Raw genomic sequence first — 17652 nt, 5'->3', positions numbered from 1 at the left:
GTAAAACTTAGGTTTTTTATTAACATAATATCCACTTATACACATGTTTATACACATTATGTGGATTTCTGTTTATACTGTTGAAATGTGTATAATTTTGTTGATAAAGATTTTAAAAAATTTATTGACGAAAAATCACTATTTCTTTATAATATACAAACGATGTTTACCCTAGATCTGGAGTTGCTTCAGGGCTAAGGGCTATTAAGGAGTCCAACATTGAAAACTTAAAATCAATGGAGTCCTGAAAGATTATCAGAAAAGGAGGTGTCAGTATGCATAAGGGAAAAATGACATTACAGCCTAAGACAAGACAGAGAGCCAAGGTTCATGGATTTAGAGCAAGAATGGCTACAGCAGGCGGAAGAAAGGTACTGGCTGCCAGAAGAGCAAAAGGTAGAGCAGCATTAACAGTATAATTATTAGAATTATGATTGAGACCGCTTTTTGACAGCGGTCTTTTTTCATGTTTAGAAATTTAGGATGTGGGGTTTGAAAAATGAGAAAATTTCCTTCTATAAAAAAGAATAAGGATTTTCAGATTGCCTACAAAAAAGGAAAATCTCATGCTTCAAGTGCGATGGTTATGTATGTTATGGAAAATAATCTTTCATATAACAGATTAGGGGTATCTTGTTCGAAAAAGATTGGAAATTCAGTAGTTAGGCATACATTTGCACGTAAGATGAGAGAAATCTTCAGATTGAATAGTGATATAGTAAAAAAAGGGTTAGACATCATCGTTGTTATTCGTTTTAAAGCAAATTACTGTGATTATGGTCAATTGGAATTACAGTATAAAAATCTTTTAGACAGGCATCATATCTTATTATAAACGATATAAATCGTATTTTTTGAATTGAAGTGAGACGATAATAAGGATTCTTATATTTTATATCTATTATTTTAGATTTTGAAATTATGAATTAAAAAGGTGGTAAATATGATCTCCAGATTTTTGATTATATTAATCAGGTGTTATCAAATATTTATTTCTCCGTATATTGGTGCTCACTGTAAATATACTCCTACATGTTCTCAATACGCCATTGAGGCAATAAAAAAGTATGGTTGTATTAAAGGTATATTGTTGGCTACCTGGCGCATTTTAAGATGTAATCCGTGGTCAAAAGGCGGTTATGATCCTGTTCCTTAACCGGAGGTACTCCTTGGATAGTTTTTCTTTGATTTTATTAACAAAAAATACTTCAGCTTTACCTATTATAGGTCCAATTTGGAATCTTATAGTTAGTGTATTAGGTCTCATCATGAATACCATTTACAGATCCCTTGAATATGTTGGAATCGGTAATATAGGTCTTGCAATCATTATTTTTACAATAGTAATGAGGATTATTCTTTTTCCTACAAGTTTTCGTCAGCAAAAGTCTTCTCGTATGATGCAACTTATGCAGCCTGAGATGAAGGCAATACAGGAAAAGTATAAGAATAAAACTGATAATGCTTCTATGATGGCTCAGCAGGAGGAGATGAAAGCTCTTTACGAGAAGTATGGTACATCAATGACGAGTGGATGTTTACCACTTTTACTTCAAATGCCTGTAATATTCGCATTATATAGAATAATAATGAATATTCCTGCATATGTTCCATCTGTTTATACAATCTATGAGAATGTATTGAATGCTATTGGTGGCTCTTCAGCAGCTCAGAAATTAGTTGATTTTGGAACTAATAATAATCTTGAATCAATTTTAAAACAGCTTCATTATCTCGGAACAACAAGTACAGATTATACTTCTGATCAGATTTCTAATCTTATAATTGATTTTCTCTATAAGTTAGATCCTTCTCAGTGGTCAAATTTAGCTTCAATTTTCCCAGAAGCTTCTTCAAAGATTGAAATTGCAGCTTCTGAAGCTGCAAGAATTAATAACTTTTTAGGTATAAATCTTTCTACAGCTCCTAGCTCAATGGGCTTAATACCTAATGTTTACTGGATTATTCCTATTTTAGCTGGTTTATTCCAGTATCTAAGTTCAAAGCTTATGACAAATGCAAATCAGGCAATGGCTGATGGTAATGATCAGTCTGCTCAGATGATGAAGAGTATGAATCTTATGATGCCTCTTATGTCTGTGTGGTTCTGTTTTACTTTTGCTTCCGGAATTGGTTTATATTGGTGTGCCTCATCCGGTGTTATGATACTTCAGCAGCTTCTTTTAAATAAATACTTTAGTGGAATCTCTGATAAAGAAATGATTGAAAAATCATTAGCAAGAGCTAATGCTAAACGTGCAAAAAAAGGATTAGCGCCTATAGATGAAAAGTCAGTTGAAAAACGTATTATAGCTGCTAAAGAAAAAGCAGAAGCAAGTGAAAATAACCGTTTAGAGCTTATAGCTAAGCAGAGCGTTAAGACAAAGGAATCAACCGATTATTATAACCAAAACGCAAAGCCAGGTTCATTAGCCTCTAAAGCAAATATGGTTCAGCTTTACAATGATAGAAATGAAAAGAAGAACAAGTAAAGAGGGAATATATGAGTACTATTAAAGTTTCAGCAAAAACTAAAGATGAAGCTATAACAAAAGCCCTGATTCAGCTTGGAATTACTTCTGACAGGTTGGATTATAATGTTATAGTAGAAGGTAAAATGGGATTATTCGGTATTGGTGCAAAGCCTTGGATAATAGAAGCTTCTGTTAAAGAATCATTAGGTGAAAATGAGTTAACAAAATTAGAAAAAGATATCGATAAGATCAAGGCTAATACATCTACTGTTGCTTCTAAAAATTCGGACTCAAATGTAAATAAATCTTCTACAGAAAAGAAATCAAATAAGAAATCTAATTGTGAATTGAATGATAATTCTACAAATGTTGCTTTTACTAATAATGAAAAACATCAAAAGACTGAAAGAAAACCTCGTAAACATGATAAACAGTTTAGCAGAAATTTATCTGATTCATTTGATACATCAGTAGATGAAAAGAAGCAGCATGAGATAAAGCCAATTACTGTCGAAGAAGCAGAGGAAGCTATTCACGATGCTGAACAGTTTATAACTAATGTTCTTAAGGGAATGAACATGGATGTTAATACTAAATCTAAGTTTGATCATTCAACTAATGAGCTTCTTATTAATCTAGAAGGTTCTGATATGGGAGTTCTCATTGGTAAGAGGGGACAAACTCTTGATTCTCTTCAATATCTTACTTCATTGGTTGTAAACAAGAATCATAAGGAAGATTATATTCGTATTAAACTTGATACTGAAGATTATCGTTCAAGGAGAGAAGCAACATTAAGAAATCTCGCCAGAAATATAGCATATAAAGTTAGAAGGACAAGAAAGGCTGTAGCACTTGAACCTATGAATCCTTATGAGAGACGTATTATTCATAGTGCACTTCAGAATGATCGTTTCGTTACTACAAAGTCTGAAGGTGAGGAACCTTTCAGACATGTAATCATTTTTATGAAGAGAAGAGATAAAAAATCTTATTCAAGAGATGATTTGTATTCAAAAAAAGATATTCAGAACACTTCAACTGATATAGATGTTAATACTAAGGAATAAAAATAATATTCCACATTTACTTCTATTTAATTTGATTTTTGTGGATAACCTCCGGTACTTTGTGCCCGGAGGTTATTTTTGTAAAAAAGAATTTTGTTGCTATTTATTAAAAGCTTGCAAATAATATAGGTAACTATTAGAATTAGTTGAGTTTTTAATAATGTGGAAAACTTCGTTAGGGAAGTACTATATTTTATTCCACTACTATATATTAATATATTACTTTTATTTTTAATATACATCCATTATTAATAGTAGTTTACAAATGTATTGGATGGATGGAGTTTTTTATGATTAATGATACAATTTGTGCACTTGCGACACCAGCAGCAGAAGCCGGTATTGGTGTAATTAGAATTAGCGGACCTGATGCTGTATTTATTGCTTCAAAGTTAATTAAATCAAAAAATGGAAAATCTGTAGATATTTCTGAAACTCATAGAATTAAATATGGATTTATATATGATGGTGATCAAGCTTTAGATGAAGTTCTTATCATGACTATGATTAGCCCAAAATCTTTTACAGGAGAAGATACTGTAGAGATAGATTGTCATGGTGGCGTGTTGATGATGCGTAGAATACTGGAAATAGTTGTAAAAAATGGTGCAAGATTAGCTGAGCCTGGGGAATTTACTAAAAGGGCTTTTTTGAATGGACGTATAGATCTTTCAGAAGCTGAAGCTGTAAGTGATATTATTAGTTCTGAAAATGATTTTGCTCTTAAAGCATCTATAAATCAATTAAGGGGAAGTGTTTCAGAAAAAATCAAACATTTTAGAGCAATTATTCTTGAAGATGATGCTTATATTGAAGCTGCATTGGACGATCCTGAACATATTACTCTAGACGGGTTCAGGTCTATACTATATGATCATATTTCTGAAATTATTAAAGATCTTGATAATCTAATTTCGTCTGCTGATGATGGGAAAAAACTTAAAGAAGGTATAAGAACAGTTATACTTGGAAAGCCAAATGCAGGTAAATCTTCATTATTGAATATTCTTGTTGGGAGTGAGAGAGCAATAGTAACTGATATAGAAGGAACTACTCGAGATACATTAGAAGAACATATTAATATTAAAGGTATTAGTCTTACTATTATAGATACAGCCGGAATAAGAGATACAAATGATACTGTTGAAAAAATAGGTGTTGAGAGAGCTCTTGATGCTGCTGACAATGCTGATCTTATTATTTATGTTGTTGATTCTTCAAAAGCACTTGATGATTCTGATTTTAAGATAATATCAAGGGTTAAAGATCAACAATGTATTGTTTTACTTAATAAAAGTGATCTTGATTCAATGGTTGGACAGGCTGATTTGGAAAAACTTACCGGTAAAAAGGTAATTCCAATAAGTGCAAAGAATAATTTTGGTATAGATTCATTAGAATCAGAAATTTCAAATATGTTTTTTAATAATAGAATCAATTTTAATGATCAGCTTATTATTACAAATTTGAGGCATAAAAATTGTCTCATAAATGCAAATCAGGCTTTGCATGAGGTTATTAATTCTATTACTAATTATATGCCAGAAGATTTCTTTACTATTGATTTGATGAAAGCGTATGAAGAACTTGGATATATTTTAGGGGAAGAAGTTTCAGAGGATTTAATTAATGAAATATTCTCCAAGTTTTGTATGGGAAAATAATTGAATTTACGATATAGGAGATATATATGGCTTTTGTTCAAGAATCATATGATGTTGCAGTGGTAGGAGCCGGCCATGCAGGTTGTGAAGCAGCTTTGGCGTGTGCTCGTTTAGGTCTTAAAACAATTGTTTTTACTGTAAGTGTAGATAGTATTGCTTTAATGCCTTGTAATCCAAATATTGGTGGTAGTTCTAAAGGACATTTAGTTAGAGAACTTGATGCTTTAGGCGGGGAGATGGGAAAAAATATAGATAAAACTTTTATCCAATCTAAGATGCTTAATAAATCAAAAGGTCCAGCAGTTCACAGCCTGAGAGCTCAAGCTGATAAGCAGTCTTATACAAGAGAAATGCGAAAAACTCTTGAAAATCAATCAAATCTAACTATTAGACAAGCTGAGATTTCAGAAATACTCACTACTGTAAATATAAATAGTACTGAATTAAAATCTATTACCGGAGTTAAAACCAGTTCTGGCGCTATTTATAAAGCAAAAGCTGTTATACTCTGTACAGGTGTATATTTAAATTCCAGATGTTTAACTGGTGATTTAATAGAATATACAGGTCCTAATGGTTTAAGATCAGCGACTCATCTTACTGATTCATTAAAAAATAATGGAGTACGTATGTTTAGGTTTAAAACAGGTACTCCAGCTAGAGTAGATCGAAGATCATTAGATTTTTCAAAATTCGAAGTACAAAAAGGTGATGTTCCTGTTATTCCTTTTTCTTTTTCAACTAAATTTGAATCAGTGCAAAAGGAACAGATTGATTGCTGGCTTGTTTATACTAATGAGAAAACTCACAATATAATTAGAGATAATATTTCAAGATCGCCAATGTTTAATGGCTCGATTGAAGGAGTTGGTCCTAGATATTGTCCTTCGATAGAAGATAAAGTAATGAAATTCCCAGATAAGAATCGTCATCAAATTTTCATCGAACCAGAGGGTCTTTATACAAATGAGATGTATCTTAGTGGTATGTCAAGTTCTATGCCTGAAGATGTTCAATATGAAATGTATCATTCTATGGAAGGCTTTGAACATGTTCATATTGTAAGAAATGCTTATGCCATTGAATATGATTGTATTGATTCAACGCAACTAAAATCAACTCTTGAGTTTAAGTCTATCGATGGTTTATTTGCAGCAGGCCAGTTTAATGGTTCATCTGGTTATGAAGAAGCTGCTGTTCAGGGTTTAATGGCCGGAATTAATGCATCAATGAAGATTTTAGGTAGGAAACCAGTAGTTCTTGATAGGTCACAAGCATATATCGGAGTTTTAATAGATGATCTTGTGACAAAAGAGAATTTTGAACCATATCGAATGATGACAAGTAGATCAGAATATAGACTTCTACTTAGACAAGATAACGCTGATATAAGGTTGAGAAAAATAGGTCATGATGTTGGTCTTGTGTCAGATGAGGAATTTGATGAAACTTGTGCTAAAATTAAATTAATTGAGCAGGAGATTAACCGGTTAAATAATACTTTTGTTGGTAATACTGATTCTATTAATGATTTTTTATTTACTCATAGTTCGAATATAATTAATTCAGGTATATCATTAGCTGAATTAGTAAAAAGACCTGAGCTTAATTATGAATCAATAGGACAAATTGATTTAGAAAGACCTTCACTCCCATTTAGTGTGAGGGAAGAAGTTAATATTGAAATCAAGTATGAGGGATACATTAAACGACAATTAGCACAAGTAGAAGCATTTAAAAAATTGGAGTGTAAAAAAATACCAAAAGATATTGATTATAATGAAATCACAAATCTTAGATTAGAGGCCAGACAAAAACTATCTAGAATTAAACCTGATAATGTAGGCATGGCTGGTAGAATTAGTGGTGTAAGTCCAGCCGATATTAGTGTTCTTCTTATTTATATTGAGTCTTATAAACATAAAAAATAATCACTTGTTGAAATTGTATTATAATATCCTCCATAATGTTTCACGTGAAACATTATGGAGGATATTACAAATGGAGGAATAAAATGACTGAGACATTTATTAAAGATTTATCAGAAAATATTGGAAAAATAGGTATTAAACTATCAGATTTACAGATTGAGCAATTATACAAGTTTTATTATATGCTTGTAGAAAAAAATAAAGTAATGAATCTTACTGCAATTACAGAAGAACATGAAGTGATTGTAAAACATTTTATTGATTCTATGAGTATAAATAATCTTGACGTAGAAGATAAGAAGCTTGATTATAATTTTTTGAAAAATAAAAAATTAATAGATATAGGAACCGGTGCAGGTTTTCCAGGATTGGTTTTGAAAATTATATATCCTGAATTAAATGTTGTATTATCCGATTCCTTGAATAAGAGGTTGATTTTTATAAAAGAAGTAATAGATGAACTTAACCTTAAACAAATCGAATTAGTTCATGGTAGAGCAGAAGATCTTGCACATAATATTAAATATAGAGAAAAATTTGATTTAGCTACATCACGTGCTGTAGCAAATCTATCTACTTTAAGTGAATATGACTTACCTTTTGTTAAAATTAATGGATATTTTATACCTTATAAATCAGGCAAAATAGAAGAGGAGTTATCTAATGCTTCTAATGCAATTAATTTAGTTGGAGGCCAAGTTGTAGGAAAATCTGAATTTAAGTTAACAGATAATGAAACAGAAAGATCACTAATAGTAATAAAGAAGATAAAGAAAACACCTAATCTATATCCAAGAAAAGCAGGAACACCTTCTAAGACTCCTCTATAAAACAAATAAATATATCTCGATAAAAAAGGTGAAGATCGATTAGGTCTTCATCTTTTTTATACCAATATCAAAATTGACACAATTCATTCTATGAAGTAAAATATCGTTACTTTGGATTAATCTAAATTAATACTATTCTGATGTTTCACGTGAAACATTCTCATATAAAATTCACAAATTATTTCAAGTATAAAATATCAGAAATGATATAATATAAATGTAGTCGGATAAGTAGTATAAGGCTTGTAATACACTTATCTATGGAGTATTTTATTGAATTTTAAAAGAAAAAATTTTATTGGGAGAAGTATGGGGAGAATAATTGCAATTACTAATCAAAAGGGTGGAGTAGGAAAGACTACAACCGCAATTAATCTGGCAGCGACACTTGCAGAAGCTAATCAGAAAATACTATTGTTGGACTTCGATCCCCAGGGAAATGCAACAAGCGGGTTTGGAATCGAAAGAGATGATGTTGAACATACAATCTATGGTGTTCTTACCGGAGATTGTAATATGGATGAAGCCATTTTGGTCGATGTTACAGATAATCTTGATATAATACCGGCTGATATGAATTTGGCTGCAGTAGATGTGGAATTTGTAGAGCATGAAGACAAAAATTTAATACTCAAAAGATTGTTGTCTGATTATAGAAACAGATACGATTACATAATAATCGATTGTCCCCCAAGTTTAGGAACTATTACAGTAAATGCTTTAACAGCATCAAACTCAGTAATTATACCTATACAGTGTGAGTACTATGCATTGGAAGGACTCAATCAGGTATTAAATACTATTTCCATTGTAAAACAGGGACTCAATCAGAACCTGGTAATAGAGGGAATCGTATTTACCATGTATGACAGTAGAAATAAATTATCACAGCAGGTTGTTGAAACAGTGCGACAGAATTTTCAGGGAAATATATATGATACACTTATTCCAAGAAATGTAAGATTAGCTGAAGCACCAAGTCATGGATTACCAATAACATTATATGAATCATCTTCAACAGGAGCTGATAGTTATAGGAAACTTGCAGCGGAAGTTATGAGTAAGGGAGATACAATATATGGCTAAGCAGGAACATGGCCTTGGAAAAGGTTTGAATGCAATATTCGGAAATACAGGAAATATAGAACAAAAGAAGCCTAAAACATTTAAAACTGTTGCTGAAACAGTAGCTGAGAAGAAAAACGAGGATTCTTATAATGTAGGACTTAGTCATATTGATGAATATGATGCAAACAAAGTCGAAAGAGTTGAGATAATAACAGAAATCCAAAATGATCAGGTTTTAAAAGATCAGACAAACAGCAATGAACTAAGTATTGATTCTATTGATTCAGATATAAAAACAGAAGAAACTGGTGGAGTTTTAATAAAACTTAGCAGAATTCAACCTGATAAAAATCAGCCAAGAATGAATTTTGATGAAGAAAAACTGCAGGAATTGGCTGATTCTATTAAAGAATACGGGGTGATTACTCCAATTATAGTAAAGCAAAATGGTGCATTTTATGAGATTGTTGCAGGTGAAAGAAGATGGAGAGCAGCAAGAATTGCAGGACTAAAAGAAATACCTGTTATAATTAAAAATGTTGATGAAAGAACAAGCAGAGAGATGTCAATCATAGAGAACATACAGCGTGATGATCTCAATCCAGTGGAAGAAGCATTGGCTTATCAGTCGTTAATTGACGATTATGGTCTGACACAAGAAGAAGTAGCATCGAGAGTATCAAAAAACAGATCTACAATTACAAACAGTCTTCGTTTATTGAAACTTGATGATGATGTACTTGAGATGTTAAAGGAAGGATTGATAACACAGGGACATGCAAGAGCATTATTAGTTATTGAAGATACTGAGTTAAGAAAGAAGATAGCTCTTAGATGTGCTAAAGAAAATCTATCGGTTAGAGAAATTGAAAATCTTGTAAAACAAGATAAATTGTCAAAAGAAAAGAAAAATAATAGTACTTCACCTGAAGCAGAGGAATTAAAAAGATTAAAAATATTATATAAGGATCTTGAGAAAAAAATGAAGGCAAAACTTGGAACAAAGGTGTCAATAGTTCCAAAAAATAAAGATAAAGGAAAACTTGAGATAGAGTATTATTCACAAGATGAATTGGATAGACTGTACATGATTTTAAATTCCGGAAGAGATGAATAATCAAGGAGAACGAGAGTATGATAGATAATGACATAATTCTACTTGTGATTGGATCATCCGGATTATTGATTGGGATGATTTCGTTAATAATCGCTGTAAGCGCAAATGCGAAATATAAGAAACTATATAGACAGTACGACTATTTTATGAGAGGAAAGGATGCAGAAAATCTCGAAGATTACTTTATAGATCTTCAGAGGCATGTAGAAATACTTGAAGAAGAAGATAAAAAAAATAAAGATGTAATGAGAATTCTGAATAAGAATATCAGAGCATCATTTCAAAAATTTGGACTGATTAAATATAATGCTTTTGGTGGAATGGGTGGTAATATGTCTTTTGCCATTGCACTACTTGATTATACCAATACAGGATTTGTAATAAATTCTGTTCATTCAAGAGAAGGATGTTTCTTATATATTAAAGATGTAGATGCCGGAACAACAGAAGTTGAATTAGGCAACGAAGAGAAGTTAGCGTTAGAGCAGGCTTTAGGATATAGAGAGAAAGTACAACAGTGAAAAAGCATACAATAAATAGAATAAAAAAAGTAATGATCATGAGCGGCATATTTTTTGCTGCTCTTCTTATTTATTTCTTTACATCTTATACTTCAATGGAACATTCAAATGAAGTATATAGTTCAATGGATGAGCCAAGTCTTCCGATAATGTATGTGAAAGAGGATAATTATCTGATAAATCCAATGCATGCATATATTCAGGAAATGGGTAATAATACTGCAAGAGACATGCTTACAGTTTTACCGGAAAATCGTAGTCTTGAACTGATTGTAAAAGAATATGATAATATGGTTATGTCTGTGAAGTATGAAATTAGATCTTTAGATTTAAATCATTTAATTGAAAATGGAACAATAACGGATATTGACCGATCAAGTGAAGATACAAAGATTAATATTCCAATACAAAATCTAATTAAAAAAGAGCAGGAGTATCTATTAAAGATATCACTAGATACAGGAGAGAAGCAGTTAAATTATTATACAAGAATATTATGGACAGATCATGATTATACTAAGCAAATGCAAGAATTGGCGCTAAGTTTTACATCGTGTACATTTGATAAGACAGAGGCAAAGGCTATTTCGCAATATTTAGAAACAACAGATATTGCAGATAATTCAACATTAGCTCATGTTAACCTTCATAATAGTTTTAATCAGCTTACCTGGGGCAGCACAAATATGAAAGTTTCAGGTGAATACTATTTGACACTTAAAGAATTCAGTGGTGTCATGGCAGAAGTTCAGATTAGTTATGAATCAAAAATAGATGATGGCAATGAAAAATATTTTTTGAATGAAGATAATTATATTCTGAGATATGACCCAAGTAGGATTTATATTATGGACTTCGATAGAAAAACACATGAAATATTCGAAGGAAATGAAGATAGTTATCAAAACAAAAAATTAATAATAGGTATAGCAAACGAAGAAGATCTGGAGACAAGAAAATCAGAAAATCAACAATTTATAGCTTTTAAATCAAATCAGGAGTTATGGCTTTACGATCAGTCAAAAGATGCAAAGATAATTAATATTTTTAGCTATAGATCAAAAACCGATAACGGATTGAGAGCAAACTATAATAATCATGATGTTAAAATAATATCAGTTGATGATTTGGGAAATGTAAATTTTCTAGTTTATGGATACATGAACAGAGGAAGACACGAAGGTAAGTGTGGAATCGTTTATTATACTTATGACAATGCAAAAGAAACAGTAATTGAGAATTATTTTATAGCATTATCACAATCATATGAAAGAATAAAAGAAAATATAGAAAAGCTCACCTATCTTTCAAAAGATGGAATGATGTATATATATTATGACGGAAGTGTATATGGAATTGATACAAGTAGTGTAGAAGTAATAAATATAGTATCCGGTCTTGATGATGATGAGTTTATTAGTTCTTCATCAAATCAATATATAGCTTATCAAGATCCCGAATCAGAAGATATCTACCATTCTAAAAAGATAACTTTATTAGATCTTGAAACCAATAAATCAATTGATATAACTAAAAGTTCATCCTATAAGAGAGTATTAGGATTTAATCAGGATGATTTGATATATGGAATAATTGATCCGGAAAGAGCTGATAATTATACACTTGAAAATGAAGTACCAATAAGTGAAATTCATATTGTGGGACCTGATTCAGAAGAGAAAACAAATTATTCTAAAGATGGAATGTATTTTACCAACATATCTGTCAATGGTTTGAGAATACAATTTGATAAGCTTCGATTAAATGAACGTGGAGAATATCAACAGGAAGGAAACGAAACTATTATTTCAAATAAAAAAATTCAAAATGAAGAACTTAATGGTCTGAAAAACTACAATGATAGTATCATGGGAAAAATATGGTACATAGAAACAAAAGATGTAGGAAACAAGACGTTGAAAAGCTATTCTCCTAAGAAGTTTTCGTTAGAAAAGGCATCATCAATTGATCTTAAAATAGCAGAGAAAGAGGCTAAAACAGAAAAGTTTTATGCATATTCCTTTGGACATTATAGAGGAAGTACAAGAAGTCTGCATAAAGCGTACGAAATAATATATGATGACTATGGTTATGTTACAAATGAGAATGGAATCATTTTATGGAACAGGGCAGATAAAAATACGATTGTAAAATTGCAAAAAGCAATAGAGAAAATGGCAGATATACTACCATTAGTAAAAGATATCGGAAGTGTTAAGGAATATGCGAATTTTATAATCGTAAATGCAACTGGTATTGATATGAATTCAGCACTGTACTACCTAAATAAAGGATATCCACTTTTAACATATATTGACAGTCAGCTTTACTTGATAACTTCCTATGATCAATTCAACATTACTCTAATTAATGTATCTAATCAAATTGAAACAATATTAGGTAGAGAAGATGCAGAAGCAATATTAAAAGCTAATAATTATCATTTCATAGGTCTTATACCAAAATAAAAAATAACGTACCAATACAAAAATTATTGTATTGGTACGTTATTTTTTTAGTTAATTATTAATGTTAAATGAAATAAGATTGTCAGAAAGAGTAGCAAATTCCATTAATGATAGTGCTTCTCCTCGAATTGTCTCACTTAAATCCATTTTATGAAGAACTTCCAAAGTGGCATCCTTAGGTATACCTGCACCAGAGGACAAAGAATTTAGTAAAGTTTTTCTGCGTTGACCAAATGCGGACTTAATAATTTTGAATAACCACTTATCGTCAGAAACATTAACCGGAGGAACAGAATGTCTGGTCAAACGAATAACAGCAGATCCTACATTGGGACGAGGGATAAAACAATTTGGTGGAACAAGCTGAACAATTTCAGGATTGGAATAGTACTGAACAGCTAAAGAAAGAGCACCATAATCCTTCGTACCAGGGACAGCTTGCATCCGGTCAGCAACCTCTTTTTGCACCATCACAGTGATAGAATAAAGAGGAGCGTTGCTTTCAAATAATCCCATAATAATAGGAGTAGTAATATAATAAGGAAGGTTGGCAACTACTTTAATTGGTTTTCCGTCATTATATGTATTGATAATATCATTAAGATCAAGTTTAAGCACATCTGAATGAATTATAGTAACATTAGTATAATCTTTAAGAGTTTCATTAAGGATAGGGATAAGATTTGCATCTATCTCGACAGCTATAACATGACCAGCTGCCTCTGCAAGAGCCTGTGTCATAGTACCGATTCCCGGACCTATCTCCAAAACACAATCAGATTTTGTAATCTCAGAGCTTGTAATGATATTTAAGAGAACTCCTTCATCAATAAGGAAGTTCTGACCAAAGCGCTTTTGAAATTTAAAATCATTTTTTTGAATAATTCTAATAGTTTCCTGTGGATTGATTAATTTACTCATAAACCTCTAAAACAATAAAAACATAAAGCAACCCTTATTATCGGAAAAATGAATCCGATGATAAGGGATAAATAAACATAGCAAAACAAAAAAAGGTAGAATCAATTTTTTCGAAATGAAAATCTAAAGCCTTTCTCATTAAGATTAATCTTAAGCTTGATTAAACCTTCAGGTACATTGGCGAAGGATTCCTGTATAGCAACAACTTTATCACAAAATGTCAAAAGATATCCAAGTCTTGATGTTGGAATACATGTAGAAAGTGGAAACATATGGCTCCAAATAGCTTTTTTTTCAACATGTGTAAGAATAAAACCTTCATCCAAAGAATTGGTAACTGCATCCTCTGGATGATAGAAACAATACCAACGACCATTATGTACTTCTTTATCATCCTTGTGGTAATCAACAAGACAGAAGTCATGAAGTAGACCAACCTTTATGGCACTGTCCTGATCAATAAAGATGTATTTTGCAAGATGTGATGCCATGTGTGCAACCCGGACGGAATGATCAAATGTATTTGTACTACCATGACGGGGAACATCTTTTAATTGTATATATTTATCATTGTGAGTTATATCGCTATGTTTCTCCGCAAATAATAATTCTTTATTTGTAAGTATCATAATAAAAATCCTTGTAAAGCACAAATCAATAGTCAAAATCTTAGAATACGAAATGACAAAAAATAAAACAGATATCAATATAATTCAAGAATAAAGTGAATTCAACATAATTCAATACTATTAACAAAAAATTTACATTCTAAAAGGTGAAAAGATATTAGATATGTATATTGATACATATTAAAAATATGTCTAAACTAGACAACGTTAATTGTATACAAATTGACAAAAACAGGGAGAGAATAGAAAGAAGAACAATAGATTAAAGTATATGAAAAAATTTTGGCAAAAACATAAAAGTATATTAGTGGACATTGAAACAATTATAGCGATAATACTTGTGTTTTTTTCTACGTTAATTTTACTCAGTGTTAAATGGTTATCATCAACATGGTCAGAGCTTACTGTAGATGAAATTATATATCATATGGTTGCACCATTGCAGGGAACGAGTACAGCTATGATTAAAGAGTATATTTTGCATTGTACGGTTCCTGCAGCATTGGTTACTATGATTTTAATAGGTATATTCATAGTATATAGAAAAAAGAGAGCTTATGGATATACATTAGCAGTATCTTTTCTAGGAGCATTTTTTACAACAGGATTTACAGTTGTAAATGCGTGGGATGAGCTTAATTTGGGTAGCTATATAGTATCGCAATTTGAAAAGTCAGATTTTATTGATACCAATTATATAGATCCAAATAGTGTGAATATTGAATTTCCTGAGAAAAAAAGAAATCTGATATATCTTTATCTTGAATCAACGGAGATAACATTTGCTGATGAAAAATCAGGAGGTGCGTTTAAGGAAAATGTCATACCAGAGTTAACAGATATAGCTAAAGAAAATGAAGATTTCTCCGGTGATCAAAATGAATTAAATGGTGGATATTCTATGCCCGGATCAACATGGACAATGGGGGCCATGTTTGCACAGACATCAGGTTTACCACTTAAGATTGCCATAGATAAAAATGCAATGGACTCACAAAAATCATTTTTTCCAGATATTGTCACATTGGGAGATATATTAAATAAAGAAGGATATAACCAGGAATTTCTTCTTGGATCAGTAGGTTATTTTGGCGGACGAAAATTATATTTTCAAAGTCACGGTAACTATGAAATTAAAGATTATAGCTATTGGAAAAGACAACTTAAGTTTGATCCTTCATATTGGGTAAATTGGGGATTTGAAGATAAAAAGCTGTATGAATACGCTAAAGAAGAATTAGGAAAACTGTCAAAGGAAGATAAACCATTTAATGTTACGCTGCTTACAGTTGATACGCATTTTCCTGACGGTTATATTTGTGAGATATGCCCTGATAATTTTGAAGATCAATACTCTAATGTTTTCAATTGTGCATCAGAACAGGTTAAAGAATTTATTGAATGGTGCAAGGAGCAGGAATGGTATGAAAATACAACGATAGTAATAAGTGGTGATCATCCAACTATGGATCGAGATTTCTGTAATGGTGTATCAAAGAATTACTGTAGAAAAGTATATACTGCATATATTAATACAGCAGTGAATGTAAGCACGCATTCTAGAAGAGACTATACTACCTTTGATGATTTTCCAACAACACTTGCCGCTATGGGAGTAAAAATTGAAGGTAACAGACTTGCGCTTGGAACAAACTTGTTTTCAGATGAACAAACGTTAAGTGAGAAGTATGGAATAGAATATGAGAAGAGGGAACTTGAAAAAAAATCAGATTTAATGGTTAAACTCGGTCAGATTGATAAAGCTGCAGCCATAGAGTCTAAGGAAGCCAAGGAATTAAAGGAGAAAGAGAAAAAACAAAAGGCTGAGATGTAGAGTAAAGATGCTTCTTAGGCGAAGAGATACAAAAATAAAAACTGTTATATACCTTAAAGAAGGTATATAACAGTTTTTTTGATTAAATTAAATCATGTTAGAGAGATTATAATTAATTATGTAGTCTACTGCATGAGATATTCCATCATTTAATGAAGTAGGGCAGATATAGTCGGCTACATCCTTACATTCCTGTTTAGCATTACCCATGGCAATACCAAGATTACAGTAGTTAAGCATCTCTATATCGTTCCAACCATCACCGATTGCAGCAGACTCAGAACGTGAAAAACCATAATACTTAAGTATAGAATCAATACCTGAGACTTTGGTTATACCCTTTTTGGTCAGATCAAAACTCAGACCATCAGACCAACGAACCAATTGGCAATCCGGTATCAAGGACTCAAGCTTTTTGGATTCTTCCATATTCATTACAGGAATCAACATAAAGACAGGATTTTCCAAAGCACGTTTGGGATCAATAGATGGTGGTAGTGCTGATTTAATATCTTGAAGGACCTGCATCAATTCATCTGTAACAAAGTTTGCATATATGAAACGTTCTTCTTCGAATAAACAGGAAAATGATTTCTCTTTACAAAGATCAAGAACCGTTTTTATCATTTCAGGAGCTATCTGTATTTTTTGAACACATTTTCCATTTATAGGATCAAAATAACAGATAGGATTCTCGGAATGGGATGAATCAAATATGTACTCGTCGTTATGGATATAATGTTCGTTATTCTGTACTGCTTTATCAACAATATCTGAATTTAGAACGTAACAGTATTCACCGTCTAATGTTACGAATGCATCAAAGCGCATACCTTCTATAAGATTTTCATTTTTTATTTCCATCCAATGACGACCGGTGGCAATAGCAGTAATAAGACCGGAATCATGGGCACGTTTTATTGCCTTTTGAGTACTAACAGGTATTATTCCGGTTTCGAAAGGACGAAGAGTTCCATCTATATCAAAGAAAACAATTTTTATCATAGCGCAATCTACTGTAAAATGCAGGACAAGGAAATATATCGGTATTAAATAAATATCATCAAAAAGAATCTGTAGTATAATAACATCGATTAGCTAAAAATTAAAGATATATAAATACCT

General features: G+C 31.5%; 16 protein-coding genes. 13 read left to right on the top strand and 3 right to left on the bottom strand.

Features of this window, described 5'->3' with window-relative positions; all coding sequences use genetic code 11:
* Nucleotides 1-275: 275 nt before the first annotated feature.
* From rpmH to BM294_RS13250, 12 genes are all read left to right on the top strand, one after another.
* On the top strand, nucleotides 276-419 hold the full coding sequence (gene rpmH, locus BM294_RS13305) for a 50S ribosomal protein L34 (protein WP_029201227.1): 144 nt from the start codon (nucleotides 276-278) through the stop codon (nucleotides 417-419).
* 80 nt (nucleotides 420-499) lie between these two features.
* Nucleotides 500-835 carry a ribonuclease P protein component gene (rnpA, locus tag BM294_RS13300; protein WP_091209269.1) on the top strand — a complete coding sequence of 112 codons (336 nt, stop codon included), beginning with the start codon at nucleotides 500-502 and terminating at the stop codon, nucleotides 833-835.
* Nucleotides 836-943: 108 nt separating this feature from the next.
* Nucleotides 944-1156, top strand: a complete 213-nt coding sequence (gene yidD, locus BM294_RS13295) for a membrane protein insertion efficiency factor YidD (RefSeq protein ID WP_091209266.1) — start codon at nucleotides 944-946, stop codon at nucleotides 1154-1156.
* Nucleotides 1157-1169: 13 nt separating this feature from the next.
* Entirely contained in the window at nucleotides 1170-2492 is a 1323-nt protein-coding gene (locus BM294_RS13290; RefSeq protein WP_242944539.1) for a YidC/Oxa1 family membrane protein insertase, read from the top strand.
* An 11-nt stretch (nucleotides 2493-2503) separates the two neighbouring features.
* Nucleotides 2504-3544, top strand: coding sequence for an RNA-binding cell elongation regulator Jag/EloR (gene jag, locus BM294_RS13285; protein ID WP_091209260.1), 1041 nt, complete (start codon nucleotides 2504-2506; stop codon nucleotides 3542-3544).
* Between the two features lie 290 nt (nucleotides 3545-3834).
* Entirely contained in the window at nucleotides 3835-5208 is a 1374-nt protein-coding gene (gene mnmE / locus BM294_RS13280; protein ID WP_091209258.1) for a tRNA uridine-5-carboxymethylaminomethyl(34) synthesis GTPase MnmE, read from the top strand.
* 26 nt (nucleotides 5209-5234) lie between these two features.
* Complete coding sequence (gene mnmG, locus BM294_RS13275; RefSeq protein WP_091209255.1) at nucleotides 5235-7139, top strand: tRNA uridine-5-carboxymethylaminomethyl(34) synthesis enzyme MnmG; 1905 nt, start codon at nucleotides 5235-5237, stop codon at nucleotides 7137-7139.
* An 83-nt stretch (nucleotides 7140-7222) separates the two neighbouring features.
* Nucleotides 7223-7969, top strand: a complete 747-nt coding sequence (rsmG, locus tag BM294_RS13270; RefSeq protein ID WP_091209253.1) for a 16S rRNA (guanine(527)-N(7))-methyltransferase RsmG — start codon at nucleotides 7223-7225, stop codon at nucleotides 7967-7969.
* Between the two features lie 309 nt (nucleotides 7970-8278).
* Complete coding sequence (locus BM294_RS13265) at nucleotides 8279-9055, top strand: ParA family protein (protein ID WP_091209250.1); 777 nt, start codon at nucleotides 8279-8281, stop codon at nucleotides 9053-9055.
* A complete protein-coding gene (locus tag BM294_RS13260; RefSeq protein ID WP_091209247.1) occupies nucleotides 9048-10154 on the top strand; it encodes a ParB/RepB/Spo0J family partition protein in 1107 nt (368 codons plus the stop codon). The genes BM294_RS13265 and BM294_RS13260 overlap by 8 nt, the downstream gene beginning before the upstream one ends.
* Before the next feature lie 74 nt (nucleotides 10155-10228).
* Nucleotides 10229-10675, top strand: coding sequence for a DUF4446 family protein (locus BM294_RS13255; protein ID WP_442950785.1), 447 nt, complete (start codon nucleotides 10229-10231; stop codon nucleotides 10673-10675).
* Nucleotides 10672-13143, top strand: a complete 2472-nt coding sequence (locus tag BM294_RS13250; protein ID WP_091209242.1) for a hypothetical protein — start codon at nucleotides 10672-10674, stop codon at nucleotides 13141-13143. The genes BM294_RS13255 and BM294_RS13250 overlap by 4 nt, the downstream gene beginning before the upstream one ends.
* Nucleotides 13144-13194: 51 nt before the next feature.
* Here the strand turns inward: BM294_RS13250 and rsmA are convergent, their stop codons facing one another.
* Entirely contained in the window at nucleotides 13195-14064 is an 870-nt protein-coding gene (gene rsmA, locus BM294_RS13245) for a 16S rRNA (adenine(1518)-N(6)/adenine(1519)-N(6))-dimethyltransferase RsmA (protein ID WP_091209239.1), read from the bottom strand.
* A 101-nt stretch (nucleotides 14065-14165) separates the two neighbouring features.
* Complete coding sequence (locus BM294_RS13240) at nucleotides 14166-14693, bottom strand: HD domain-containing protein (protein WP_091209236.1); 528 nt, start codon at nucleotides 14691-14693, stop codon at nucleotides 14166-14168.
* A gap of 271 nt (nucleotides 14694-14964) precedes the next feature.
* On the opposite strand from BM294_RS13240, the gene BM294_RS13235 reads away from it, so the two are divergent.
* Nucleotides 14965-16527 (top strand): sulfatase-like hydrolase/transferase, encoded by a 1563-nt coding sequence (locus BM294_RS13235; protein ID WP_091209233.1) that lies wholly within the window; start codon nucleotides 14965-14967, stop codon nucleotides 16525-16527.
* A gap of 87 nt (nucleotides 16528-16614) precedes the next feature.
* On the opposite strand, the gene BM294_RS13230 is transcribed toward BM294_RS13235, so the two are convergent.
* Nucleotides 16615-17532: an HAD hydrolase family protein gene (locus BM294_RS13230; RefSeq protein ID WP_091209231.1), complete on the bottom strand. Its 918-nt coding sequence runs from the start codon at nucleotides 17530-17532 to the stop codon at nucleotides 16615-16617.
* Nucleotides 17533-17652 lie beyond the last annotated feature (120 nt).

The organism is Oribacterium sp. WCC10, assembly GCF_900113415.1.
Lineage (GTDB): Bacteria > Bacillota > Clostridia > Lachnospirales > Lachnospiraceae > Oribacterium.
The sequence above is the reverse complement of the archived record's forward strand: the minus strand, read 5'-3'. Positions and strand labels throughout refer to the sequence as shown.